Below are 18,611 nucleotides of genomic sequence, written 5' to 3'. Positions count from 1 at the left end.
CGCACGCACGCACGCACAAGGAGTGGACGCCACCATGGTGTTCAAACGACTGCTCGGCTCACTCGGTGTGGGCGGACCCACCGTCGACACGGTCCTCGACCCGGGAGCCGCCCGCCCCGGCGGCACGCTGACCGGCCAGGTCCATCTCGATGGCGGGGACGCCGACTTCGACATCGAGCACATCACCCTGGAGCTCGTGGCCCGGGTCGAGGCCGAGCACGACGAGGGCGAGAGCGAGGGCGTCGTCGCCTTCGACCGGTTCACCGTCGGCGGCGGTTTCCGGCTCGGCGCGGGCCGGCGGCACAGTGTCCCGTTCACGGTGACGCTGCCGTGGGAGACACCCGTCACCGAGCTGTACGGGCAGGGCCTGGGCATCGTCCTCGGTGTGCGCACCGAGCTGGCGGTGGCCGGCGCGAAAGACAAGGGCGACCTGGACCGGCTGGACGTCGCCCCGCTGCCCGTGCAGGAGGCGATCCTGGAAGCGCTCGGCCAGTTGGGCTTCGGCTTCAGGTCCGCGGACCTCGAGTACGGGCGCATCGGCGGCACCGGTCAGCAACTGCCCTTCTACCAGGAGATCGAGCTGACCCCGGCGCCGCAGTACGCGCACCGGGTCAACGAGATCGAGGTGACCTTCCTGGCCCACCCGGGCGGTGTCGAGGTCGTCCTGGAGGCCGACAGGCGCGGCGGCCTCCTCTCCGGCGGCGGCGACGCGCTGACCCGTTTCACCGTCGGCCATCACGACTCCCGCGACTGGAACACGGAAGTCGACGGCTGGATCCGCCGGTTGGTCGAGCACCGGGCGCCGCACGGGTCCCAGGGCGCGTACGACGCACACGGTCACGGTGACCCGTACGCGGGGCACGGGCACGACGGACACCACGGGCACGGCGACCACCACGCCGGCCACCACCGTTCCGGCCCCGGCATGGGCACCGTCGTCGCGGCGGGCGCCGCCGGGCTCGCGGTCGGCGTCGTCGGCGGCATGGTCGCGGCCGAGGTCGTCGACGAGGTGGGGGACTTCTTCGAGGGCGACGGGGACGACGAGGGGGACGAAGGGGACGAGGGCTGACAGCGGCCCGGCAGGGGGGCGGACGGACGCGGCTCGCCGCCCCTCGCCAGTAACTTCTACAGTAATGTAGAAGAAACGCTGTCCGGCATCCGGTCCGGGCATCCTCCCGACCCGTACGGAGTTCTCATGGCCCTGTGGGACCGCCTCAAGGAATCCGCGTCGACGATGCAGACCCAGCTCGTGGCGAAGAAGAACGACCTGAGGAGCGGCGCCTTCCGCGACGCGAGCATGGCGGTCTGCGCGCTCGTCGCCGCCGCCGACGGCACCGTCGACCCGTCCGAGCGGCGGCGGGTGGCCCAGCTCGTCGCCACCGACGAGGTGTTGCAGAACTTCGACGCCGACGACCTGCGCCGCCGCTTCGAGGCGAACCTCGACCGGCTCACCGCCGACTTCGACTTCGGCAAGGTGAGCGTCCTGCAGGAGGTCGCCAAGGCCAGGAAGAAGCCCGTCGAAGCACGGGCCGTCATCCAGATCGGCATCGTCATCGGCGGCGCCGACGGCGACTTCGACAAGGACGAGCAGGCCGTGGTCCGCGAGGCGTGCTACGCCCTCGGCCTGCCGCCCCACGAGTTCGACCTCTGATCCGGTCTCCGACCCACCCGGCCGGGCCCGCGGGGCGGGGTCTCCCGCGGCGGCCGCGTCCGGCTCACAGGGGCGTGGCCGCGTGCAGGATGAGGACCATCGTCACGGCGGAGTTCGCCGACGACATCGCCGACACGGCCGCTCCCACCGCGGCACCCCACATCGCCGCACCCACCGACGTGAACAGCGACGGCCAGCTGCGCACCGCCGGGGCGGGTCCGAGCAGGGCCGCCACCCGCCGCGGCACCGGACCGGCCGCGGCGAGGCCCGCCAGGGTCGCCGCCGGAGCGCTGCGGGAGACCAGGGCCGCCTTGCCGATCGCGCACGCCACCGCCCGGCGGCTGCCGACGGCCTGGGCCGCGTCCTCGTCCGCCCACCGCTCCGCCGTGTACACCACCGCCGTCCGCAGGGGCCGCAGGAACGGGTTGGCCCACGCGGCCAGCTGGACCGTGAGGAGGAAACGGTGGTGGCGGGCGGCCAGATGGGCCCGCTCGTGGGCGAACAGCGCCCGGCGCTCGGCCGGTTCGAGGCACTCCAGCAGGGCCGTGGTCACGACCACGCGGTCCCGCCGGCCGCCCGGCAGCGCGTACGCGTAGGGGACGTCGTCCACCAGGACGGCCACCTCCGTCTCCCGCAGGCCGGCCAGCGCCCGGTGGGCACGGCGGCGCACCCGCCCGTGGCGCCACAGCGCCCTGCCGCATGCCACCAGCACCGCGCCGAGGGCGGGAATCGCCGCCTTGCCGACGACCTCGTCGTAGGGGACCGCCGCGCGCACCTCGGGGTCCGACCAGCCGTCCGGCAGCGGGTTGCCGGGCAGCTGGGCGGTGCCGACCACCATCACCAGGCCGAGGCACAGCGTGCTGCACGCGGCCATCAGGGCCGCCACCCCGGTCAGCAACCGGGTCGCGGCCCGCGGATGCAGATGCTGCTCGGCGAGGCGCGCGACCGGCCACGCCGTCAGGGGCAGCACCAGCGGCAGAAAGACGAACACCCCCATGAGGCCTCAGTCTTCCCCTTCGTCCCCCGACCGACCCAGCAGCTCCCGCAGCAGCCGCTCGTCGTCCGGACCCAGGCCGGTCACGAAACTGGCCAGCACCGCCTCCCGGTCGCTCTCGGAGTCCAGCACCTTGCGCATCCGGTGGGCGGCCAGCCCCGCCTGGTCCGACGCGGACGTCCAGGCGAAGGACCGGCCCGTGCGTTCCCGGGTGACCGCCCCCTTGGCCAGCAGCCGGGTCAGGATGGTGATGACGGTCGTGTAGGCGAGGCCGCCGCCGAGGCGCTCCTGCACCCACCCGGCCGTCGCCGGCCCGTCCGCCTCCCTGAGCGCCGACAGGACCAGCGCCTCCAGCTCGCCCTGCCCCCGCCGGGGACCCCGCCGCCGCTCCGTCACGCCCCGTCTCCCTTCCACCGCCGCCCGTTTCCCGCGCGGACATCGTATAGACGCCCCGAGGTCCGGTGGACGGCCCGAGGTCCGGCCCGGCGCCCGACGAACCCCGCGCCTCAGGACGCGTTCTTCCCACACCGACCGCCACGGTGCGCCGTGTGCGGTCCGAGCGCTTCCGGTCCGGGTCCGCCGTCCGGCGGCCCCCTGGCGGGCGGGTCAGAGGGGTTTCGCCGGCCAGTCGAGCAGCCGTGCGCCGATCACCGCGGTCTGGAGGCTGTAGCGGTGCACCGGGTCGGACGGGTCGGCGCCGGTGAGCTTGTGGATGCGCTCCAGGCGGTAGGTGAAGGCGCGCACGCTCAGGGACAGCCGCCGGGCCGCCTCCGCGCGGACGCAGCCGGAGTCGAAGTAGGCGGTGAGGGTGTCCAGGAGCGGCTGGGCGCCGCCGCGGGCCCGGCGCAGGGGGCCGAGGGTGTTCTCCACCAGGTCGGCCATGGCCTGCCGGTCACGGGTGAGGACGGGATAGACGAGGAGATCGGCGGCGCGCAGCACGGGCTCGTCGAGTTCCAGGCGTTCGGCCAGGTCCAGGGCGTTCAGGGCCTCCTCGTACGACTGGACGACGCCCGCCGGGCCGGCGTGCGGGCGGCCGATCGCCACCTGGCCGCCGCCGGTCGCGGCGAACGCCTGCTTGGCGAAGTGCGCGAGGACGTCGCCCTGGTCGCCGGGGGCGACGCACACGAGCCGGCCGTCCTTGGTGGTGAGGAGGACGCTGCGGTCGCCGAACCGGCCTATCAGCGCGCGCTCCACCTCCCGCAGCACCGGGTCGCCCTCGTCGTGGGCGGCCGTGCCACGGGCCACGGCGACCGCGTGCTCGTAGGAGAGCCGCAGGCCGTAGCGTTCCGCGCGCTGGGCCAGCCGTCCCAGGTCGCTGCGGCCGTACAGCAGGTCGTCGATGAACTCCCGCCGGGCGGCCTCCTCCTGCCGTACGGCGTGCCGCTGGGCCCGTTCGTAGCCCTCGGCGAACGCGTCGACGGCCTGCGCGGCGGCGGACAGCACGTCGTCCACGGACGCGCCACTCCCGGTGGGCCAGTGCGCCCGGGTGGCCGCCAGGTGGGCTCCGACCAGGGCGCGCAGTCCGATCCCGGTCTCCGCGGCCTGTTCGCCCAGGGCGCGGCGCGAGGCCAGTTCCTCCCGGGAGAGCCGGCGGCCGGTCGCCGAGGCGTCGGCGAGGACACGGGCGTACCCCTCCAGGTAGGCCTCGCATTCCTCGCGCCCGTCCGACACGTCCCGTCCCGCCATGCCGGTCCCCCAGAATCGAATGCGTCGTCGGTCTGCCGTGCACGCCGGATCCCTCCGGCGACCGCGGCGGAAACGTACCGTACGCGCCGGGTGGCACCTCAGTGCCCCTCGGCGCGGTACACCGGGTGGGCCGCGTGCCGGCCGTTGGGGTGCGTGAGCGGGGTGCGCGGGTCGGCGGCGCGGGAGATGGCCGACTCCACGGCGGCGATCCGGTCGGCCAGCAGGCCCAGGGCGGCGACCGCACGGACGAGAGGGTCGTCCTCCGGGCCGCCGAGGGCCAGGGTGCGGACGTGGGCGGCTTTCACCTCCGCCCAGCGGGCCGCCTGTCCGGGCGTGAGCGTGCCCCGCAGTTCGGCCAGTTTGAGCAGGCCGGCCTCGGCGCCGGTGGTGAGGGTCTGGGCCTCCGCCCGGTAGTGGTCGTCGATCAGGGCCGCCACTTCGGCGGCGTTCATGACGGGCCGGACGCGCTGGGCGATCTTGTTCATGTTGCGGTACGAGCCCTGGAGCCGGAAGGGCGGCTCGGTGCGGGTGGCCTCGGACTGCGCGGCGGAGGCGAGGTACGCGGCGTTCACGGCCAGGACCGTCTCGCGGATCGTGAGCAGGTGGCCCAGGACCGCGAGGACGCGTTCCAGCTCCGCGGGGGCGTACGGGTGGGTGAGCCGGTCGGCGCGGGCCGTGGGGTCGTGCCCGGCGAGCCGGACGAGCAGGTCGAGGTCGTCGCGGCGGCGCCCGGCGAGCGGGGCGAGGACCGGGTCGGCGGTGAGGGCGTTCTCGACGAAGCTGGCGGCGAAGGCGTCCTCCTTGCCGGTCAGGACATCGCCGAGGTTCCACACGTCGGCGCGGTTGGCGAGCATGTCGGGTACCTGGAAGCGGCCGCCGGACTCGGTGTACGGGTTGCCGGCCATGCACACCGCGAAGCGCTTGCCGCGCAGGTCGTACGTGTGCGGCTCGCCGTCCCGCACTCCGTCGACGCGACGGGTGGCGTCGCACAGCGGGATGAACCTCTGCAGCAGTTCGGGCGAGGTGTGCTGGATGTCGTCGAGGTACAGGAGGGTGTTGGTGCCCGCCTCCAGCGCGAAGTTGATCTTCTCGACCTCCCGGCGGGCGGTGGCGTTCGGGGCCTCGGCGGGGTCGAACGAGGTCACCGCGTGGCCGAGGGCGGGGCCGCTGACCTTCACCAGCATCAGGCCGAGGCGGTCGGCGACGTACTCCACGAGGGTCGTCTTGCCGTAGCCGGGCGGGGAGACGAGCAGCAGCAGGCCGCCGGTGCCGGTGCGCCCCGACTCGCCCGTGGTGCCGAGCTGCTTGGCGAGGCTGTCGCCGACGAGCGGCAGGTACACCTCGTCGACGAGCCGGTTGCGGACGAACGCGGACATCACCCGCGGGCGGTGTTCGTCCAGGCGCAGCCGCGCGCGCTCCTCGGCCGCCAGGGCCGTGCGGCGACGCTGGTGGGCCCGGTGGGCGGGCACCTCGTGCGTCCGGAACGCCCTCGTGCGGGCGAGGAGTTCGTCGACCCGGACCGTGAGGGTGCCGCCGGTGAGGCGGGGGTGGGAGCCGCGCAGGCCCTCGACCGTCTCGGTCAGGGGCGCGTCGGACCCGTACCGGGTCAGGTCCGGGCACAGCTCGGCGGCCACCGCCTCCGCCAGGTCACCGGGTGCGACGTCCGTGCCGGTGGCGGTGGCGTACGCCGACAGCCACGCCTCTACCAGCTGCCGGCGCGCGCCCAGGTCCTCCAGGGCGGTGAGGTCCTCGCGGTAGGCCGGTGTGCCCACCGTGCGGTGGAACGCGTCGAGCAGGGCGCGGGCGCCGGCGCCGACGACGAAGCCGTCGGGACCGCCGGTCAGTTCCTCGAGGAGGTAGGCGGAGGCGGCGTCCGCGGTCGCCCCGCCGATCGCCTCCGCCAGCTCCTCCCGCAGGCCGGAGATCGCGGGCGCGGGCCCGAACGCCTCCCGGGCGCGGGCGAGGGACACGGCCCGGCGGGTCCACGCCTCCCGCTCACCGGCCGTCGTGCGGTGCGCCCAGAACAGCTGCGCGGCCGCGCGGGCCACCGGCTCGTGGCGGAGCGGGCCCGCGCCCTCGTACAGGCGGAGCAGCGCGGTGAGGATGAGGACGGTGTCGTGGTCGTGGACTCCGCGCTCGTACCCCTCGTCGTACGCCTCCTGGGCCGCCCGGCGCACGAGGGCGGGCAGGTCGGCCCCGGCGAGCCCGGTCGGGCCGTGCTCGTCGAGCAGCCGGGCGGCGAGGTGTTCGGCGCGGTAGACGCCGGGCGACTCCGACGGCAGCGGGCGGTCCGCGTACGGGCCGGTCGCGTCGAAGCCGGGGTCGGTGACCGGGGAGCGGTAGTCGGTGCCGGTGATCGCGAAGGCCAGTCCGTCGCCGTGCGGGACGAGGGTCAGGTCGAGCGGCTGGGTGTTCACCGCGAAGCGGTGGGTGCCCAGGCGGACGGTGCGGCCGTCGTCGGCGTACAGGTCGGTGCGGTCGCGCAGGGCGCGCCCGGCCTCCTGGCGGGCGGCCTCGAGGCGGCCGTCCAGCTCCTGCGCCCGGATCCGGTCGCCGAGTGCGCGCAGGTCGTCGGCGGTGCGGCGGACCTTGGCGGGCATCGGGTCGGAGCCGAAGTACGTGGCGACGGCGTCCTCGTCGGGGAGCGCGCGGGCCCGGCGGGCGACCGTCCGCAGGACCCGGTCCGCCGAGTCGGCGAGGCGTTCGGCGCGGCGGGCCCGGGTGTCGGCGAGGTTCTGCTTGCGGACGGAGAACGCCTCGTGGATCTCGTCGCGCCGGCCGGCGAGTTCGCCGAGGAGGTCGTCGGACCCGTCGGACCCGTCGAACTCGGCGCACCGCGCCTCCAGGTCCTCCACCTGGAGGAGCAGGCGGGCGAGGTGGTCGTCGCACGCCTCGGGGCTGTCGGCGGACACGAGGGCGCCGGTGACGGCCTGGCCGAGCAGGGCGAACTCGGCGGCGAACCCGGCGCGTCCCTCGCGGCCGCGCAGCTCGCCGCGGCGGCCGTCGAGGACGGCGCGGGCCCGGTTGACGCCGGCCAGGACCTCGGAGATCCGCTCCAGGACGGCCGTGCGGACGGTCGCGTCGTCGATGGCGAGGCCCGCGACGACCTCGGTCACCGTGCCCAGCGCGCCGGCGAGTTCGTCGATGCGGGCGGCGACGGGCGCGGCCCCGGCGACGGTGGTGACGGCGGCGGCGTCCGCGAGGAGCCGTTCGACGTCCGCGTGCTGGTCGGCGAACGCGTCGTCGCGGGCCAGGTGCGCGACCGCCCGCCGCCCGAACGAGGCGAGGTCGGCCTCGACGTCCGCGGCCAGTTCGTCGACGCGGGCCGGGTCGGCGTACCGCAGGTCCTTGAGCGTGAGCAGGTGTCCGTGCGCCTGCCGCAGTTCGGTCAGGCCGGACACCCAGGCGGCGGCGCCCCGCGGGACCTCCCCCCGCAGCCGACGCACCACCCGGGCGGCCCGGTCCGCCGCCTCGTCGAGCGCGTCGGCGGCCTGCCGGGTCAGTGCCCGGACGGTCCCGAACTCGGTCAGCACCTGCTCGGCCGTCGTCCGCACCTTTGTGAGCGGCTCCCGCAGATCGCCGAGTTCGGGGTCCCCCAGCCAGTGGCGTGTGTCGGCCGTCCGGTCGCAGGCCGCGACCAGCGCCTCGTACATCTCGCTCGTCGGGGTGGTCCCGGCGACCGTCCCGGCGATGGACAGGCAGTCGGAGATGCCCCGCACGAGATCGGCGTTGCCGACGCGGGCGAGCGGGCCGTCGCCGACGGGCCGGGCGGCGGCACGGGTGTCGGAGAGGTAGGGGGACCGCCACAGCTGGACGGGGTGGACGCGTTGCGGCTCGTCGCCCTCGCCGCGCAGCAGGACCAGCGTGCCGTCGTCGAGGAGGGCCCAGCCCCGGCAGGTCAGGGGGGCCGCGACCGCCTTGCGGATCACGTTGTACGACAGCAGGAGGCTGCGGCCCGCCACGGGTGCGCGGAACGCGAAGAGGACGTCCTCGCCGTCGGGCGAGCGGACCACCCGCTCGAACTCCGGCGCCGCCGGGTGCGAGGGGCCGGCGATGCCGTCGAAGGTCCTGTGCGTGCCGGTGGCCAGGCAGTAGCCGCCAGGAAAGACGATGCCCTGGTCGTCGGGCAGGCGCCGGCACGCCTGCCCGACGCCGTCGAGGCGGACGACGCTCCTGGTGAGCGTGTTGAACACCAGGTACCGGTGGGCGTCCTCCTTGTAGGGGCGGACCCGCAGCAGGATCAGGGCGCCCACCCGCGCGTACGCGATGTCGGCGTCGGCGAGCGCCTGCAACGGCTCGTCGACGGGTTCGGAGTGGATGCCCTCGCCCGTCTCCGGGTCGTCCTCGGTCCTGACGGTGAGGGCGCCGCCGACGGTGGTGACGAGGAGTTCGCCCGCGACGGACACGTGCGGGTGGCGGCCGAGGACGTGGTCCTCGCGGGTCGTCTCCGTCCAGGTGAAGTCGTGGGCGGGCGGCGGGACGTGGTCACGGTCGCCGCGCGCGTCCAGGAAGGACACCTGCCCGTCGTCGGTGAGCGCCCAGCGCAGGACGCGGAGATCGCCCGCCGCGGCGCCGGTCCGGAACACGGCCAGGAGCCTGCCGTCGACGTGGCTCAGACGCAGCAGACGGGCCTGGCTGTAGTAGCGGTGCAGGGCCGCGAACTCCCGTACGAAGCCGGGGTCGTCGAGCAGGCCGGGCACGGCGTCGTCGGGCAGCCGGTTCAGGTCGCGGTCGTGCAGCGCGAAGACGTCGCCCACGGCCGTGTCGGGCCCCCGGCCGGTGAGCGCGTGGTGGCCGAGGAGCAGCACGTCACCGAGGGCGACGAGGTCGCGGGGCACGCAGGTGTGCTCGGTGCGCAGGTGCTCGGTGCCTGCGAGTTCGAGGCGCGTCGCGCCGAACTCCTCGGCCCGGCGGCTGTCGAGCGCCTCGGCGCGGCGGGCGAGTTCGGCGGCCTGCGCGGTGAGCCGGTCGCGCAGCACCTCGTACGTACCGGTGTCCGGGCCGGTGGTCATGGGGTCCCTCTCGGAGGTTCTCAGAAGTTCTCAGAAGCCGGGAGAGCGGTCCGGAGCTGCCGTCCCCTGTGCGGCAGCTCCGGACCGCGGCCTGTCAGACCTCGGCGCCGCCGTTCAGGGCGGCGAGCGAGGCGTCCGCGACACCCAGCTCACCGGCCCTGTCGAGCAGTTGCCGCAGGGCGCCGGAGTCGGCCCCGCCCGTCTTCATCAGCTTCATCAGCAGCGCGGAGACGGTCAGGTTCCGCACGTCGGCCGTGGAGACCGGGCCGAGGATCCGGCCGAGGTCGTCGGCGAGGTTCGCGGAGCCGTCCAGCCAGGGCCCAGCGAGGGCCTGTGCCGTCTCGGAGTGCTGGACGAACCCGTCGACGCTCCTGCCGAGCGCGATGGAGGAGACCAGGCGGTCGAAGAAGACGGACTCGCCTCCCACAATGTTGATGTCGGCGTTCTCCAGCCCGGTGGCGAGGACGGTGGCCTGCGCCTCGGCGACGTGCTTCTGCGTCTCGAGTCCGGCCAGCCGGATGTCCTTCTCCGCCTGGAGCCGCAGCCGGTACTCCTCGTGGCCGCGGGACGCCTCGTCGAGCGCGGCCATCGCCGCCGCCTTCTCCGTCAGGCCGGCCGCCTCCGCCTTCAGCTTCTCGCCGATGCCCTCGGCCTCGGCGAGCGCCTTCACCCGTACGCCCTCCGCCTCGGCCCGCAGCCGCGCCTCGGCCGCCCCGGCCTCGGCCCGGCCGGTCTTCTCGACGACCTCGGCCTCCTTGTCCCGGACCCGGACGGCCGCCAGGCCCTCCGCGGCGGCCTCCGCCTGGACGCCCTCCGCCAGCCGCAGCCTGGCCCGCGCGTCGAGGTCGGCGCTCTTCAACCGGGCCTCGGCGAGGGTGAGTTCCTCGGCGGCACGGTGCACGGCGGCCTGCTCGGCGGCCTCCGCGGCCTTGATGTCCTTGACCAGCCTCTCCTGCGCCTGCGCCTCGGCGGCGATGACGACGGCCTGCCGCTGCCGCTCCGCCTCCTCCACGGCACGCAGCTTCTTGATCGACTCCTCCTGCTCGGCGACCGTGCGGTCCACGGCGACCCGCTCCCGGATCACCTCGGCGATCTCCCGCTTCTCCGCCTCGACCTCCTTCTCGGCGGCGATCCGCGTCAGCCCCGTCTCCCGCTCGCGGGCGATGACCTCGAGGAGGCGGTCCTTCTCGATCCGCTCGCTCTCGACGGCGATGACCCGCTCGCGGTTCTTCGCGGCGACGGCGACCTCACGGGCCTGGTTCTCGCGCTGCACCCCGAGCTGCTCCTCGGTCCTCAGGAACGCGCTCTGCGCCCGCAGCCGCTCCTCCTCCACCACCCGCGCCGTCTCGGCCTCCTCCCTGGCCCGCACCGTCTCGATCTCCCGCCGCTGCTTGATCTCGGCGTCGGCCTGGCGGCGCTCCAGCTCCAGGACGGCCTCGCGGGCGTCGACGTTCTGCCGGGTGATCTCCTTCTCCTCGTGGCGCCGGAACTCGTTGGTGCGCACGTGCTCGATCGCCGTCAACTCGGTGATCTTGCGGATGCCCTGGGCGTCGAGGACGTTGGCCGGGTCGAGCTGGGTGACCGGCGTCTGCTCCAGGTAGTCGATCGCCGCGTCCTCCAGGTGGTAGCCGTTGAGGTCGACGCCGATGACCTCGATGATCCGGTACCGCAGTTCCTCGCGCTTGGTGTACAGGTCGGTGAAGTCCAGTTGCTTGCCGACGGTCTTCAGGGCCTCGGAGAACTTCGCGTGGAACAGCTCCTGCAGCGTGTTCCGGTCGCTCGCCCGTGCCGTGCCGACGGCCTGGGCGACCTTGACGACGTCCTCGACGGTCTTGTTGACCTTCACGAAGAACGAGATGCGGATGTCGGCGCGGATGTTGTCCCGGCAGATCAGCCCCTCCTTGCCGGCCCGGGTGATCTCGATGGTCTTCACCGAGATGTCCATCACCTCGGCCTTGTGGAGCACGGGCAGCACGACCTGCCCCGTGAAGGTCACGTCGACCTTGCGCAGCTTGGAGACGATCAGGGCCTTGCCCTGCTCGACCTTGCGGAACAGGAGGGAGACGGCGAGGAAGAGGAGGAGCGCGGTGAGCAGGCAGACGCCGACGCCCACGGTGATGGCGGTCATGAGAAGCATCCTTGGCAGGTGAGGTACCCGGGACCGGGAGGGCCCGGACGTCCTCGGGAGTCGGAAGGAGCGGGAGGGAGCGCATGCCGGGGTCCGGAAGCGGACCCGCGCTCCCGTGCTCCCCTGGAGGCCGCTCCCGCAGGCCGGAGCGGTGTGCGGTGATGGCTGTGCCGCGGTGGTGACTGTGCCGGGGTGATGACTGTGCTGCGGTGGTGGCTGTGCTGCGGCCGCGGTGGTGGCCGCGGCTCAGGCGGCCCGACCGGGTGCCCGGTGTGCCGCGTCGGGGCGGTCGCTGCGGAAGAGGCCGTCGTCCGCCCGCTCCGGACGGACCGCGCGGAGCGGCCCGGCGGAGTCCGGCGTGGACGGCCCGGGTTCATCGGGGCGCAGGCGTCGCGGCAGCCGTACCAGCGCCCGGGTCGCGCACCACGAGAGCGCGGGGGCGGCGGCGAGGACGGCGAGCCCCGTCAGCGCACGCGCCGGCCCCGGGGAAGCGAGCGGCTCCAGCAGGACGGCCGCGCCGAGACTCCCGGCCCAGGCGAGGGCCGTCCACAGGGAGACCGCGACCGCGACCGGTACGCCGCCCAGCCCCAGCGCGCCGAGGTCCGCGTCCTCGTCGAACGTGCGGGGGTCGGCGGCCCCCACCGCGACCAGCAGCCAGAAGCCCGCGGCCACCAGCAGGGGGACGGTGAACAGGAAGGTCGGAAACCCGGTGGCGACCATGAAGAACGTCCGCATTCCCAACCCCCCGATCGGACCCGTCCACGACGGCCTCGGCACGCCCGGGCGGCCTGATGCCGGGCACCTGCCGGTGCTCGGCATCGAGACCTTCCCCGTGTGCTCCCCTTGCCCCCATCCTGCCCGCGCCGGCACCTCACCGCATTGCCGGATCCCGGCAGTCTTGGCCGGACCGTCCATGCCGGTGCCCCGCCAAGAAGGCGCCAAGAAGGCGTCAGGAGGGCGTCAGGAGGGCGCCGGGGCCGCCCTCCGGAACCCGGACCACGCGTCCGGCGGGTCACCGGGTTCCGGGACCGGCCGTCAGGCGCGGGGGTCCTTCCCTTCCCGGGCGGGCACGGTGATCATCAGCAGGGTCACGTCGTCGTCGTGGACGGCCGTGTCGGGGATGAGGGTTCCGATCAGGCGGGACGCCGCCCGGTCGAGGCTCTCCGGGTCCGCGAGGGCGTCCTTCGGGACGCCGTCCAGGGCGCGGGTGAGCAGGCCGATCCGGGCCTCGATGTCGGTGCCGGGCCGTTCGACCAGTCCGTCGGTGTAGAGCACCAGGGTGCTGCCCGGCGGCAGCGGCCGGGTCGCCTCCTCGAACGGCATCCCGCCGCCGCAGGCGTCGTTGACGCCCAGCGGCACACCGACCGGTGCCGGCAGCCGGCGGGCGGGCCCGTCGGGGGGCAGGACGATGACGGGCAGGTGCCCGGCCGAGCACAGGGTGACCTCGCACGCGTCCTGGTCGATCACCAGGTAGACGCAGGTGACGAGCTGGTCCGCCAGGTCGCCGACGAACGCGTCCAGCCCGGTCATGAGCCGGCCGGGCGTCGTGCCGGTGCGGGCCAGCGCGTGCGAGGCGGCACGCAGCTGTCCCATGACGGCCGCCGCCTCCAGGCCCCGGCCCATCACGTCGCCGACGACGACGCCGGTACGGCGCCCGTCGAGGGGGATGACGTCGAACCAGTCGCCGCCGACGCCGGGGTCCTGGACGGACGCCAGGTAGCGGTGGGCGCTGGGCAGGTACGGGAGGCGGGGCGGCTCACCCATGAGGCTGTGCTGCAGGGTGTAGGCGATGTGCCGTTGCTGCTCGTAGCGCTCGGCGCGCTCGGCCTCGGCCCGTCTGCGTTCGGTGATGTCCCGCACGGTCAGGAACACCAGGGTCTCCTGCTCGGTGCGCAGGCTGCTGATGCTCACCTCGACGGGGAACTCGCCGCCGTCGCCGCGCAGCCCGTACAGGCCCCGGTCCGTGACCGTCGGCCTCGGGTCGCGCAGGCGCAGGTAGGCGGCGAGGAGGGCGCCGTGCCGCCGGCGGCGCGGACCGGGCGCCAGGTCGACGACCCCGGTCCCGACGAGGTCGCCCGGCGCCCGCCCGAACAGGGGTTCCACCTGTGCGTTGGCCATGACGACGACGCCCCGGCCGTCCGCGATCAGGGTGGCGTCGGGCGCGGACTCCAGCAGCGCGCGGAAGCGCCGGTGGGAGCGCTGGACCTCGCGCTGCGCCGCGGCGCGCTCGGTGACGTCGGTGACCACGCCGCACAGCGCGTAGGGCGTGCCGCTCGGGTCGTTGAGGGGGAACAGGGAGATGAGGAGGTCCCGGGGGCCGCCCGGAAGGGTCATCGACTCCTCGCTCTGCACCGGGACGCCCGCGGCCAGCACGACGCGGTCGGCGGCCCGCACCTGACGCGCCAGCACGGGGGGCAGGACGTCCCGGTCCCGGTGGCCCAGCGCCCGGTCCCGGGGCAGGCCCGTGGTCTCCTCGAACCTCGTGTTGACCGCCAGGTAGCGGCCTTCGAGGTCCTTGATGAACACCGCGGCCGGGGTGTGGTCCATGAAGGCCTGCAGCAGCGCGTTCTGCCGCACCTGCCATTCGGCGCGCGCGTGCGCCACCTCGACCCGGCGGCCCACGGCCAGGGCGGTGAGGACGACCGCGGTGAACACCGCGACGTGGCCGCACACCAGGAGCGCGGTGCCCAGCCGCGCCCCGAACAGCCCCGCGTCCTCGCCCGTCAGGACGGTCCAGCCCAGCAGCGGCGGCACGACCACGACGGTGGCGAACAGCCACCGGCCCAGCGCGCCCGTGGTGCCCGCGTTCGTCAGCAGTCCCGCGGGACCCTCGTCCGGCCGGGCCAGGAAGGCGGCCGTGCCCAGCAGCACCAGGGCGAGCGCGGTGTGCAGGGCCATCCCCGTGTAGGCGCCGAACCGCTCCAGCTCGGGCACCGCGTAGGCGGCCCCGTACAGCCGCAGCATGCCGAGGGCGCCCACGGCCAGGCCCGGGATCTGACTGACCCGGGCGGGGACCCGGGGCGTACTGGCGCACAGTGACGCCAGGGCCCCGAGGGCCAGCGCCGCGGCCGTGTTGGGGGCCATCCGGCCGGGCGTTCCCGTGGCCGTCGCCGCGGTGTCGTCGGTGAAGAGGAGTTCGTCGATGCCGAGGTCCGCCCCGGTCGTGTACTCCAGGACGGTGAGTACGCCGATCAGGGCGGCCAGGGCCGCGGCGGCCCGGGCCACGACGACCCGCGCGCGGACGGGACCGGTGGCCACCAGGTACAGGGAGAGCCCCAGGGCCAGCACGGCCACGGCGGTGTTCGCCTTCATGGCCACCGGGTCGCCGGGCAGCACGCTCTTGAGCGCGTCGACGTCGACGACCCATCCGGCCAGGCTCACCGCGCCGAGCAGGGCGGCCGTCAGGGCGGCGGCACGGGCCACCGCGCGAGCGGCGGCCAGGACCGACGGCCGGAACGGCAGACCGTCCGCCTGCGCCGCTCCCCGTGGGCCGGGCGGCTCGGGCGGCTCGGGCGCCTGCTGCTCTGTCGTCACCGCGTTCCTTGTGAGGAAGGACCGATTAACGGTCGGCATTCTTCAGGTTAGAAGCGACAAAGGAGAAATGTGCGGTGATGCACCGCTCTGGCACCGCTCCTGCTCCCGCCCCCGCCGTCGGCGTCGCCCGTCCGGACCCGACGCGCGGTCCCGGGCGGAGAACGGTGGAGCCCGCCCCGCCGCCCGTCGGGAGGACGGACGGCGGGGCGGGCTCGGTGGGGGTGCCGGTTCGGGCCGGGTGCCGGTTCGGGCCGGGTGTCAGTTCGGGGCGGGCGCCGGCGGGCGGGTCCCCGGGACCGCTCCGTAGCCCATCTGTTCGGGGACGTCGCCGTCCTGGCCGTAGACCTGCACCCGGTAGTGGGACGTGGCCCCGGCCGGTGCGGCCGTGTCCAGGTAGGACACGGCGGTGCCGGGCAGGGTCGAGGTCAGCTCGTCCCACACCTGGGTGGCGGGGTTCCAGCGCTGGACCGCGACCGAGGAGGGTGCCGGGCACCACTCGTTCTGGCAGGACCACTTCCAGGTGAGCAGCACGCCGTCCGCCGAGCCGCTCGCGGCCAGGCTCATGGAGGCGCCGTAGCCGTCGCCCGTCCACGGCAGCACCGCGGCCTCGGAGCGCACGCCGTCGGCGGCCACGGCGACCACCGCGTAGTAGGCGTTGGAGGACGGGGAGGGGGCCGCGGTGTCGGTCACGGTGGCGGCGGTCACCGGCTGGTCCTGGACCGGGGTGCCGGGGTGGGCGGCGTCGCCCCAGTACCGGTACACGAGGTAGCCGGTGGCGCCGGGCACCGGCTGCCAGGACAGCACCGCCCGGTCGCCGTCCGGCCGGGCGGCGAGCCCCGCGGGCCGGTCGGGGCGCGCGGTGCCCTCGGGGTACGGGCGCAGCGCGCAGGTGTCCTCGGACAGGCCCGAGCGGCCGCCCGTCGCGTTCACGGCGACGGTCCGGTAGCAGGAGGGCACGCCGGCGGGTGCGCCGGTGTCGGTCCACTCCGGGGAGGCCGTCGCGGGGATGCCGGCCTGCTGGAGGTACTCGGGGGCGGTCTCGGTGCGGCGCCAGATCTCGTAGCGGGCCGCGGCGGGGTCGTTGACGGGCCAGGTCAGCCGGATGCCGTCGGCGGCGCCCGTCGCGGTCGGCATCTCGGGCGCCTGCGGGGCGGGGGCGGGCTCGTCGCTGACGTCGATCCAGACCGGGTCGCTGTAGTTGCCCTGGAAGCCGCGCACCGTCAGGCAGTACCGGGCCATGCGCCAGGGGCTGGTGTCGACGTAGGACGAGTCGGCCGTGTGGAAGGTGTCGGCGCTCGCGCAGGGGCTGCCGTAGGTCGTGCGGTACAGGTAGTAGAGGTAGACCTCCGACGCGGGCGAGTCGTCCCAGTCGAGGAGGATGCCGGCGTCGACGCGGGTGGCGGTCAGGCCGGTGGGCGTGGGCGGCTTGGGCGCCGGCGGGAGCGGCCGCTTGAGCCGGACCACGGTGCCGGAGGAGCGGTTGCCCGCCCGGTCGACCGCGACGACCCGGTAGTACGGGGTGGCGTCGGCGGCGATCGGGCCGTCGGTGAGGGTGCAGCGGACCCGTTCCTCGGTGTCCGGCACGGCGGCGCACTGCGGGGTGCGGAGGGCGCCGACGTCGGTGAACGGGCCGTCGGGGGACGTGCCGCGGGTGACCTGGTAGCCGGCGAAGTCCTCGTCGTAGCCCGGCCAGCCGTTGGTGGTCCAGGCCAGGGTGACGGTGGTGCCCCCCTCGGGAGCGGTGACCTCGGGCGTGCCGGGCGCGGCCGGCGCGGTGGTGTCCGGCGGCAGCGGGCGGCTGACCGCGACCGGCTCGGTCCAGGCCGAGTACGCGGGCGGGGTGTCGGCGTCGACGGCCTTGCCGACGGCGCGCACCCGGTAGTGGCGGGTGCCGCCCTCGGGCAGGGTGGTGTCGGTGAACCGCGAGGCGGTCAGCGGTGCGTCGCCGCCGCGCGGGGTCCAGGGGCCGGAGGCGGAGGCGGCGGACTGCACCTGGTAGCCGGCGGTCGGGCCGTGCACGGGGCTGCCGACCGGGTTGTCGGCCCAGTCCAGCACGGCGTCGCCGCCGTTCGGCCCGCCGGTGAGACCGGTGGGCCGCTGCGGCGGGTAGAGCCCGGTGTCGGGGCGGAGCGCGGAGGCGACGGCCGGGGCGTACTCACCGGGCTCGGTGGTGGCCGGGGCGGACTCGTTGCCCGCGGTGTCGACGGCCGTCACCCGGTAGTACGCGGTGATGCCGATCGGGGCGTCCTTGTCGGCGTAGGCGTTGTCCTGGACGACCCGGGCGTCGGCGCTGCGGATCCTCGTCCACGGGCCGCCGGGGGCGGTGGCGCGGTAGACGTGGTAGCCGGCGAACGCGTCCCGCGTGCTGTAGTCGTCGTCCCAACTGGGGCCCCAGCTCAGGTGGTTCTCGCCGAGGTCGTCGTCGGGGTCGGGCAGGCCGTTGCCGTTGAGGTCGATGTCGCCGTAGCCGTCGGCCCCCAGGATGTCGGGAGCCCTCGGCGGGGTGGTGTCGGCCGGGACGGCCGAGACGCCGGCCGAGGCGCGGGACTGGTTGCCGGAGCGGTCGACGGCGGTGACGGCGAACCAGTACGCGGTGCCGTTGCGCAGCCCGGTCGAGGTGAACGAACTGCCGGTGAGCAGGCCGGAACCGCTGATCCGGTGGGCGCTGTCGATCGCCACGGGGGTGCTGGTGGAACGGTAGACCCGGTAACCGGCCAGATCCGCCTCGGCGTTGCGGGCCCAGCCGATGGTGGCGCGGCCGTCACCGCGCGCCGCCTTCACGGAGGCGGGGGCCAGCGGGGCGGTCCGGTCCGGCGTGGTCGGGGTGAGGCCGACGGAGACGTCGGCCGGGCCCGTGAGCGCCACGTAGTCGACGCGCACGGTGTGCGGGCCGGCGGGCACGGTCACCTTGACGCTCGTGCGCTGGGTGGAGGTGTAGTCGCGCCACAGGTTGACGTGGCGCTTGCCGTCGATCCAGACCCGGACGCCGTCCTGGGCCGCGGTCTTCAGCAGGAAGGGGCCGCCTCCGCCGAAGTTGCGGCGCATCGTCCAGCGGACGCCGAAACGGTCGTCGGGCAGCGCTGTGCCGGCGGGGTGGCCCCGGCCCCAGCTCTCGTTGACGGAGGTGTCGCACAGGGACTTGCGGGGCGTTCCGGTGAGAGTGGTGTTGGCGTAGTAGTCGGCCTTCCACACCCCGGCGGAGCAGGTCACGGACGCGACCGGCGTCGCGTCCGGCGGTGCCTGGGGCGGGAGTTGCACGGTGGCGGCGACGAGCGCGGCTCCGGCGGCGGCCGTGACGGGCCACAGCAGCCGGTGCGGCGCGCGGACACGGGATTGCGGGGGAACGGGTCTGCCCATCCGGGGCGTCATCCTTCCTCGGGCCCGGCGCACCGCCTCGGACGTGACGGCTCGGGTGGTCCACCGGGTGATCAATCGCTGTCTCGCGATGATGGCATGCGAACAACAGTTCGCGTGCGACATCGTGCGGAACACCCGCACAAATCGCCTCTTATCGACAGGAGTTCACCGCATGAGGCAAAAGGAGCCGTTAAATCCGTTTGTGGGAAGGAAAACTGACGACACGTCACCCGCTCCGGTACGACGTCG

The 18,611-nt window shown here is 74.7% G+C and carries 10 protein-coding genes; 2 read left to right on the top strand and 8 right to left on the bottom strand.

Annotated features, from left to right (window positions below; all coding sequences use genetic code 11):
• The first annotated feature begins 34 nt into the window (after positions 1 to 34).
• Positions 35 to 1,069: a sporulation protein gene (locus tag ACH4N1_RS06305; protein WP_398094884.1), complete on the top strand. Its 1,035-nt coding sequence runs from the start codon at positions 35 to 37 to the stop codon at positions 1,067 to 1,069.
• 126 nt (positions 1,070 to 1,195) lie between these two features.
• Entirely contained in the window at positions 1,196 to 1,651 is a 456-nt protein-coding gene (locus ACH4N1_RS06300) for a tellurite resistance TerB family protein (RefSeq protein WP_398094883.1), read from the top strand.
• Between the two features lie 64 nt (positions 1,652 to 1,715).
• Here ACH4N1_RS06300 and ACH4N1_RS06295 read toward each other — a convergent pair whose 3' ends face one another.
• The 8 genes from ACH4N1_RS06295 to ACH4N1_RS06260 form a co-directional block, all read right to left on the bottom strand.
• Positions 1,716 to 2,648, bottom strand: coding sequence for a M56 family metallopeptidase (locus ACH4N1_RS06295; RefSeq protein ID WP_398094881.1), 933 nt, complete (start codon positions 2,646 to 2,648; stop codon positions 1,716 to 1,718).
• Between the two features lie 6 nt (positions 2,649 to 2,654).
• Positions 2,655 to 3,041, bottom strand: coding sequence for a BlaI/MecI/CopY family transcriptional regulator (locus tag ACH4N1_RS06290; protein ID WP_398094879.1), 387 nt, complete (start codon positions 3,039 to 3,041; stop codon positions 2,655 to 2,657).
• A 210-nt stretch (positions 3,042 to 3,251) separates the two neighbouring features.
• On the bottom strand, positions 3,252 to 4,331 hold the full coding sequence (locus ACH4N1_RS06285; protein WP_398094877.1) for a PucR family transcriptional regulator: 1,080 nt from the start codon (positions 4,329 to 4,331) through the stop codon (positions 3,252 to 3,254).
• Between the two features lie 98 nt (positions 4,332 to 4,429).
• Positions 4,430 to 9,343 carry a DNA repair ATPase gene (locus tag ACH4N1_RS06280; RefSeq protein ID WP_398094876.1) on the bottom strand — a complete coding sequence of 1,638 codons (4,914 nt, stop codon included), beginning with the start codon at positions 9,341 to 9,343 and terminating at the stop codon, positions 4,430 to 4,432.
• A 94-nt stretch (positions 9,344 to 9,437) separates the two neighbouring features.
• Positions 9,438 to 11,471 (bottom strand): flotillin family protein, encoded by a 2,034-nt coding sequence (locus ACH4N1_RS06275; RefSeq protein ID WP_398094874.1) that lies wholly within the window; start codon positions 11,469 to 11,471, stop codon positions 9,438 to 9,440.
• A 246-nt stretch (positions 11,472 to 11,717) separates the two neighbouring features.
• Positions 11,718 to 12,206, bottom strand: a complete 489-nt coding sequence (locus ACH4N1_RS06270; RefSeq protein ID WP_398094873.1) for a hypothetical protein — start codon at positions 12,204 to 12,206, stop codon at positions 11,718 to 11,720.
• 300 nt (positions 12,207 to 12,506) lie between these two features.
• A complete protein-coding gene (locus ACH4N1_RS06265; protein WP_398094872.1) occupies positions 12,507 to 15,005 on the bottom strand; it encodes a SpoIIE family protein phosphatase in 2,499 nt (832 codons plus the stop codon).
• Positions 15,006 to 15,263: 258 nt separating this feature from the next.
• Complete coding sequence (locus tag ACH4N1_RS06260; RefSeq protein ID WP_398094870.1) at positions 15,264 to 18,362, bottom strand: PA14 domain-containing protein; 3,099 nt, start codon at positions 18,360 to 18,362, stop codon at positions 15,264 to 15,266.
• Between the last annotated feature and the right edge of the window lie 249 nt (positions 18,363 to 18,611).

It is taken from the genome of Streptomyces sp. NPDC017202 (assembly GCF_044331705.1).
Taxonomy (GTDB): Bacteria; Actinomycetota; Actinomycetes; order Streptomycetales; family Streptomycetaceae; genus Streptomyces.
The sequence above is the reverse complement of the archived record's forward strand: the minus strand, read 5'-3'. Positions and strand labels throughout refer to the sequence as shown.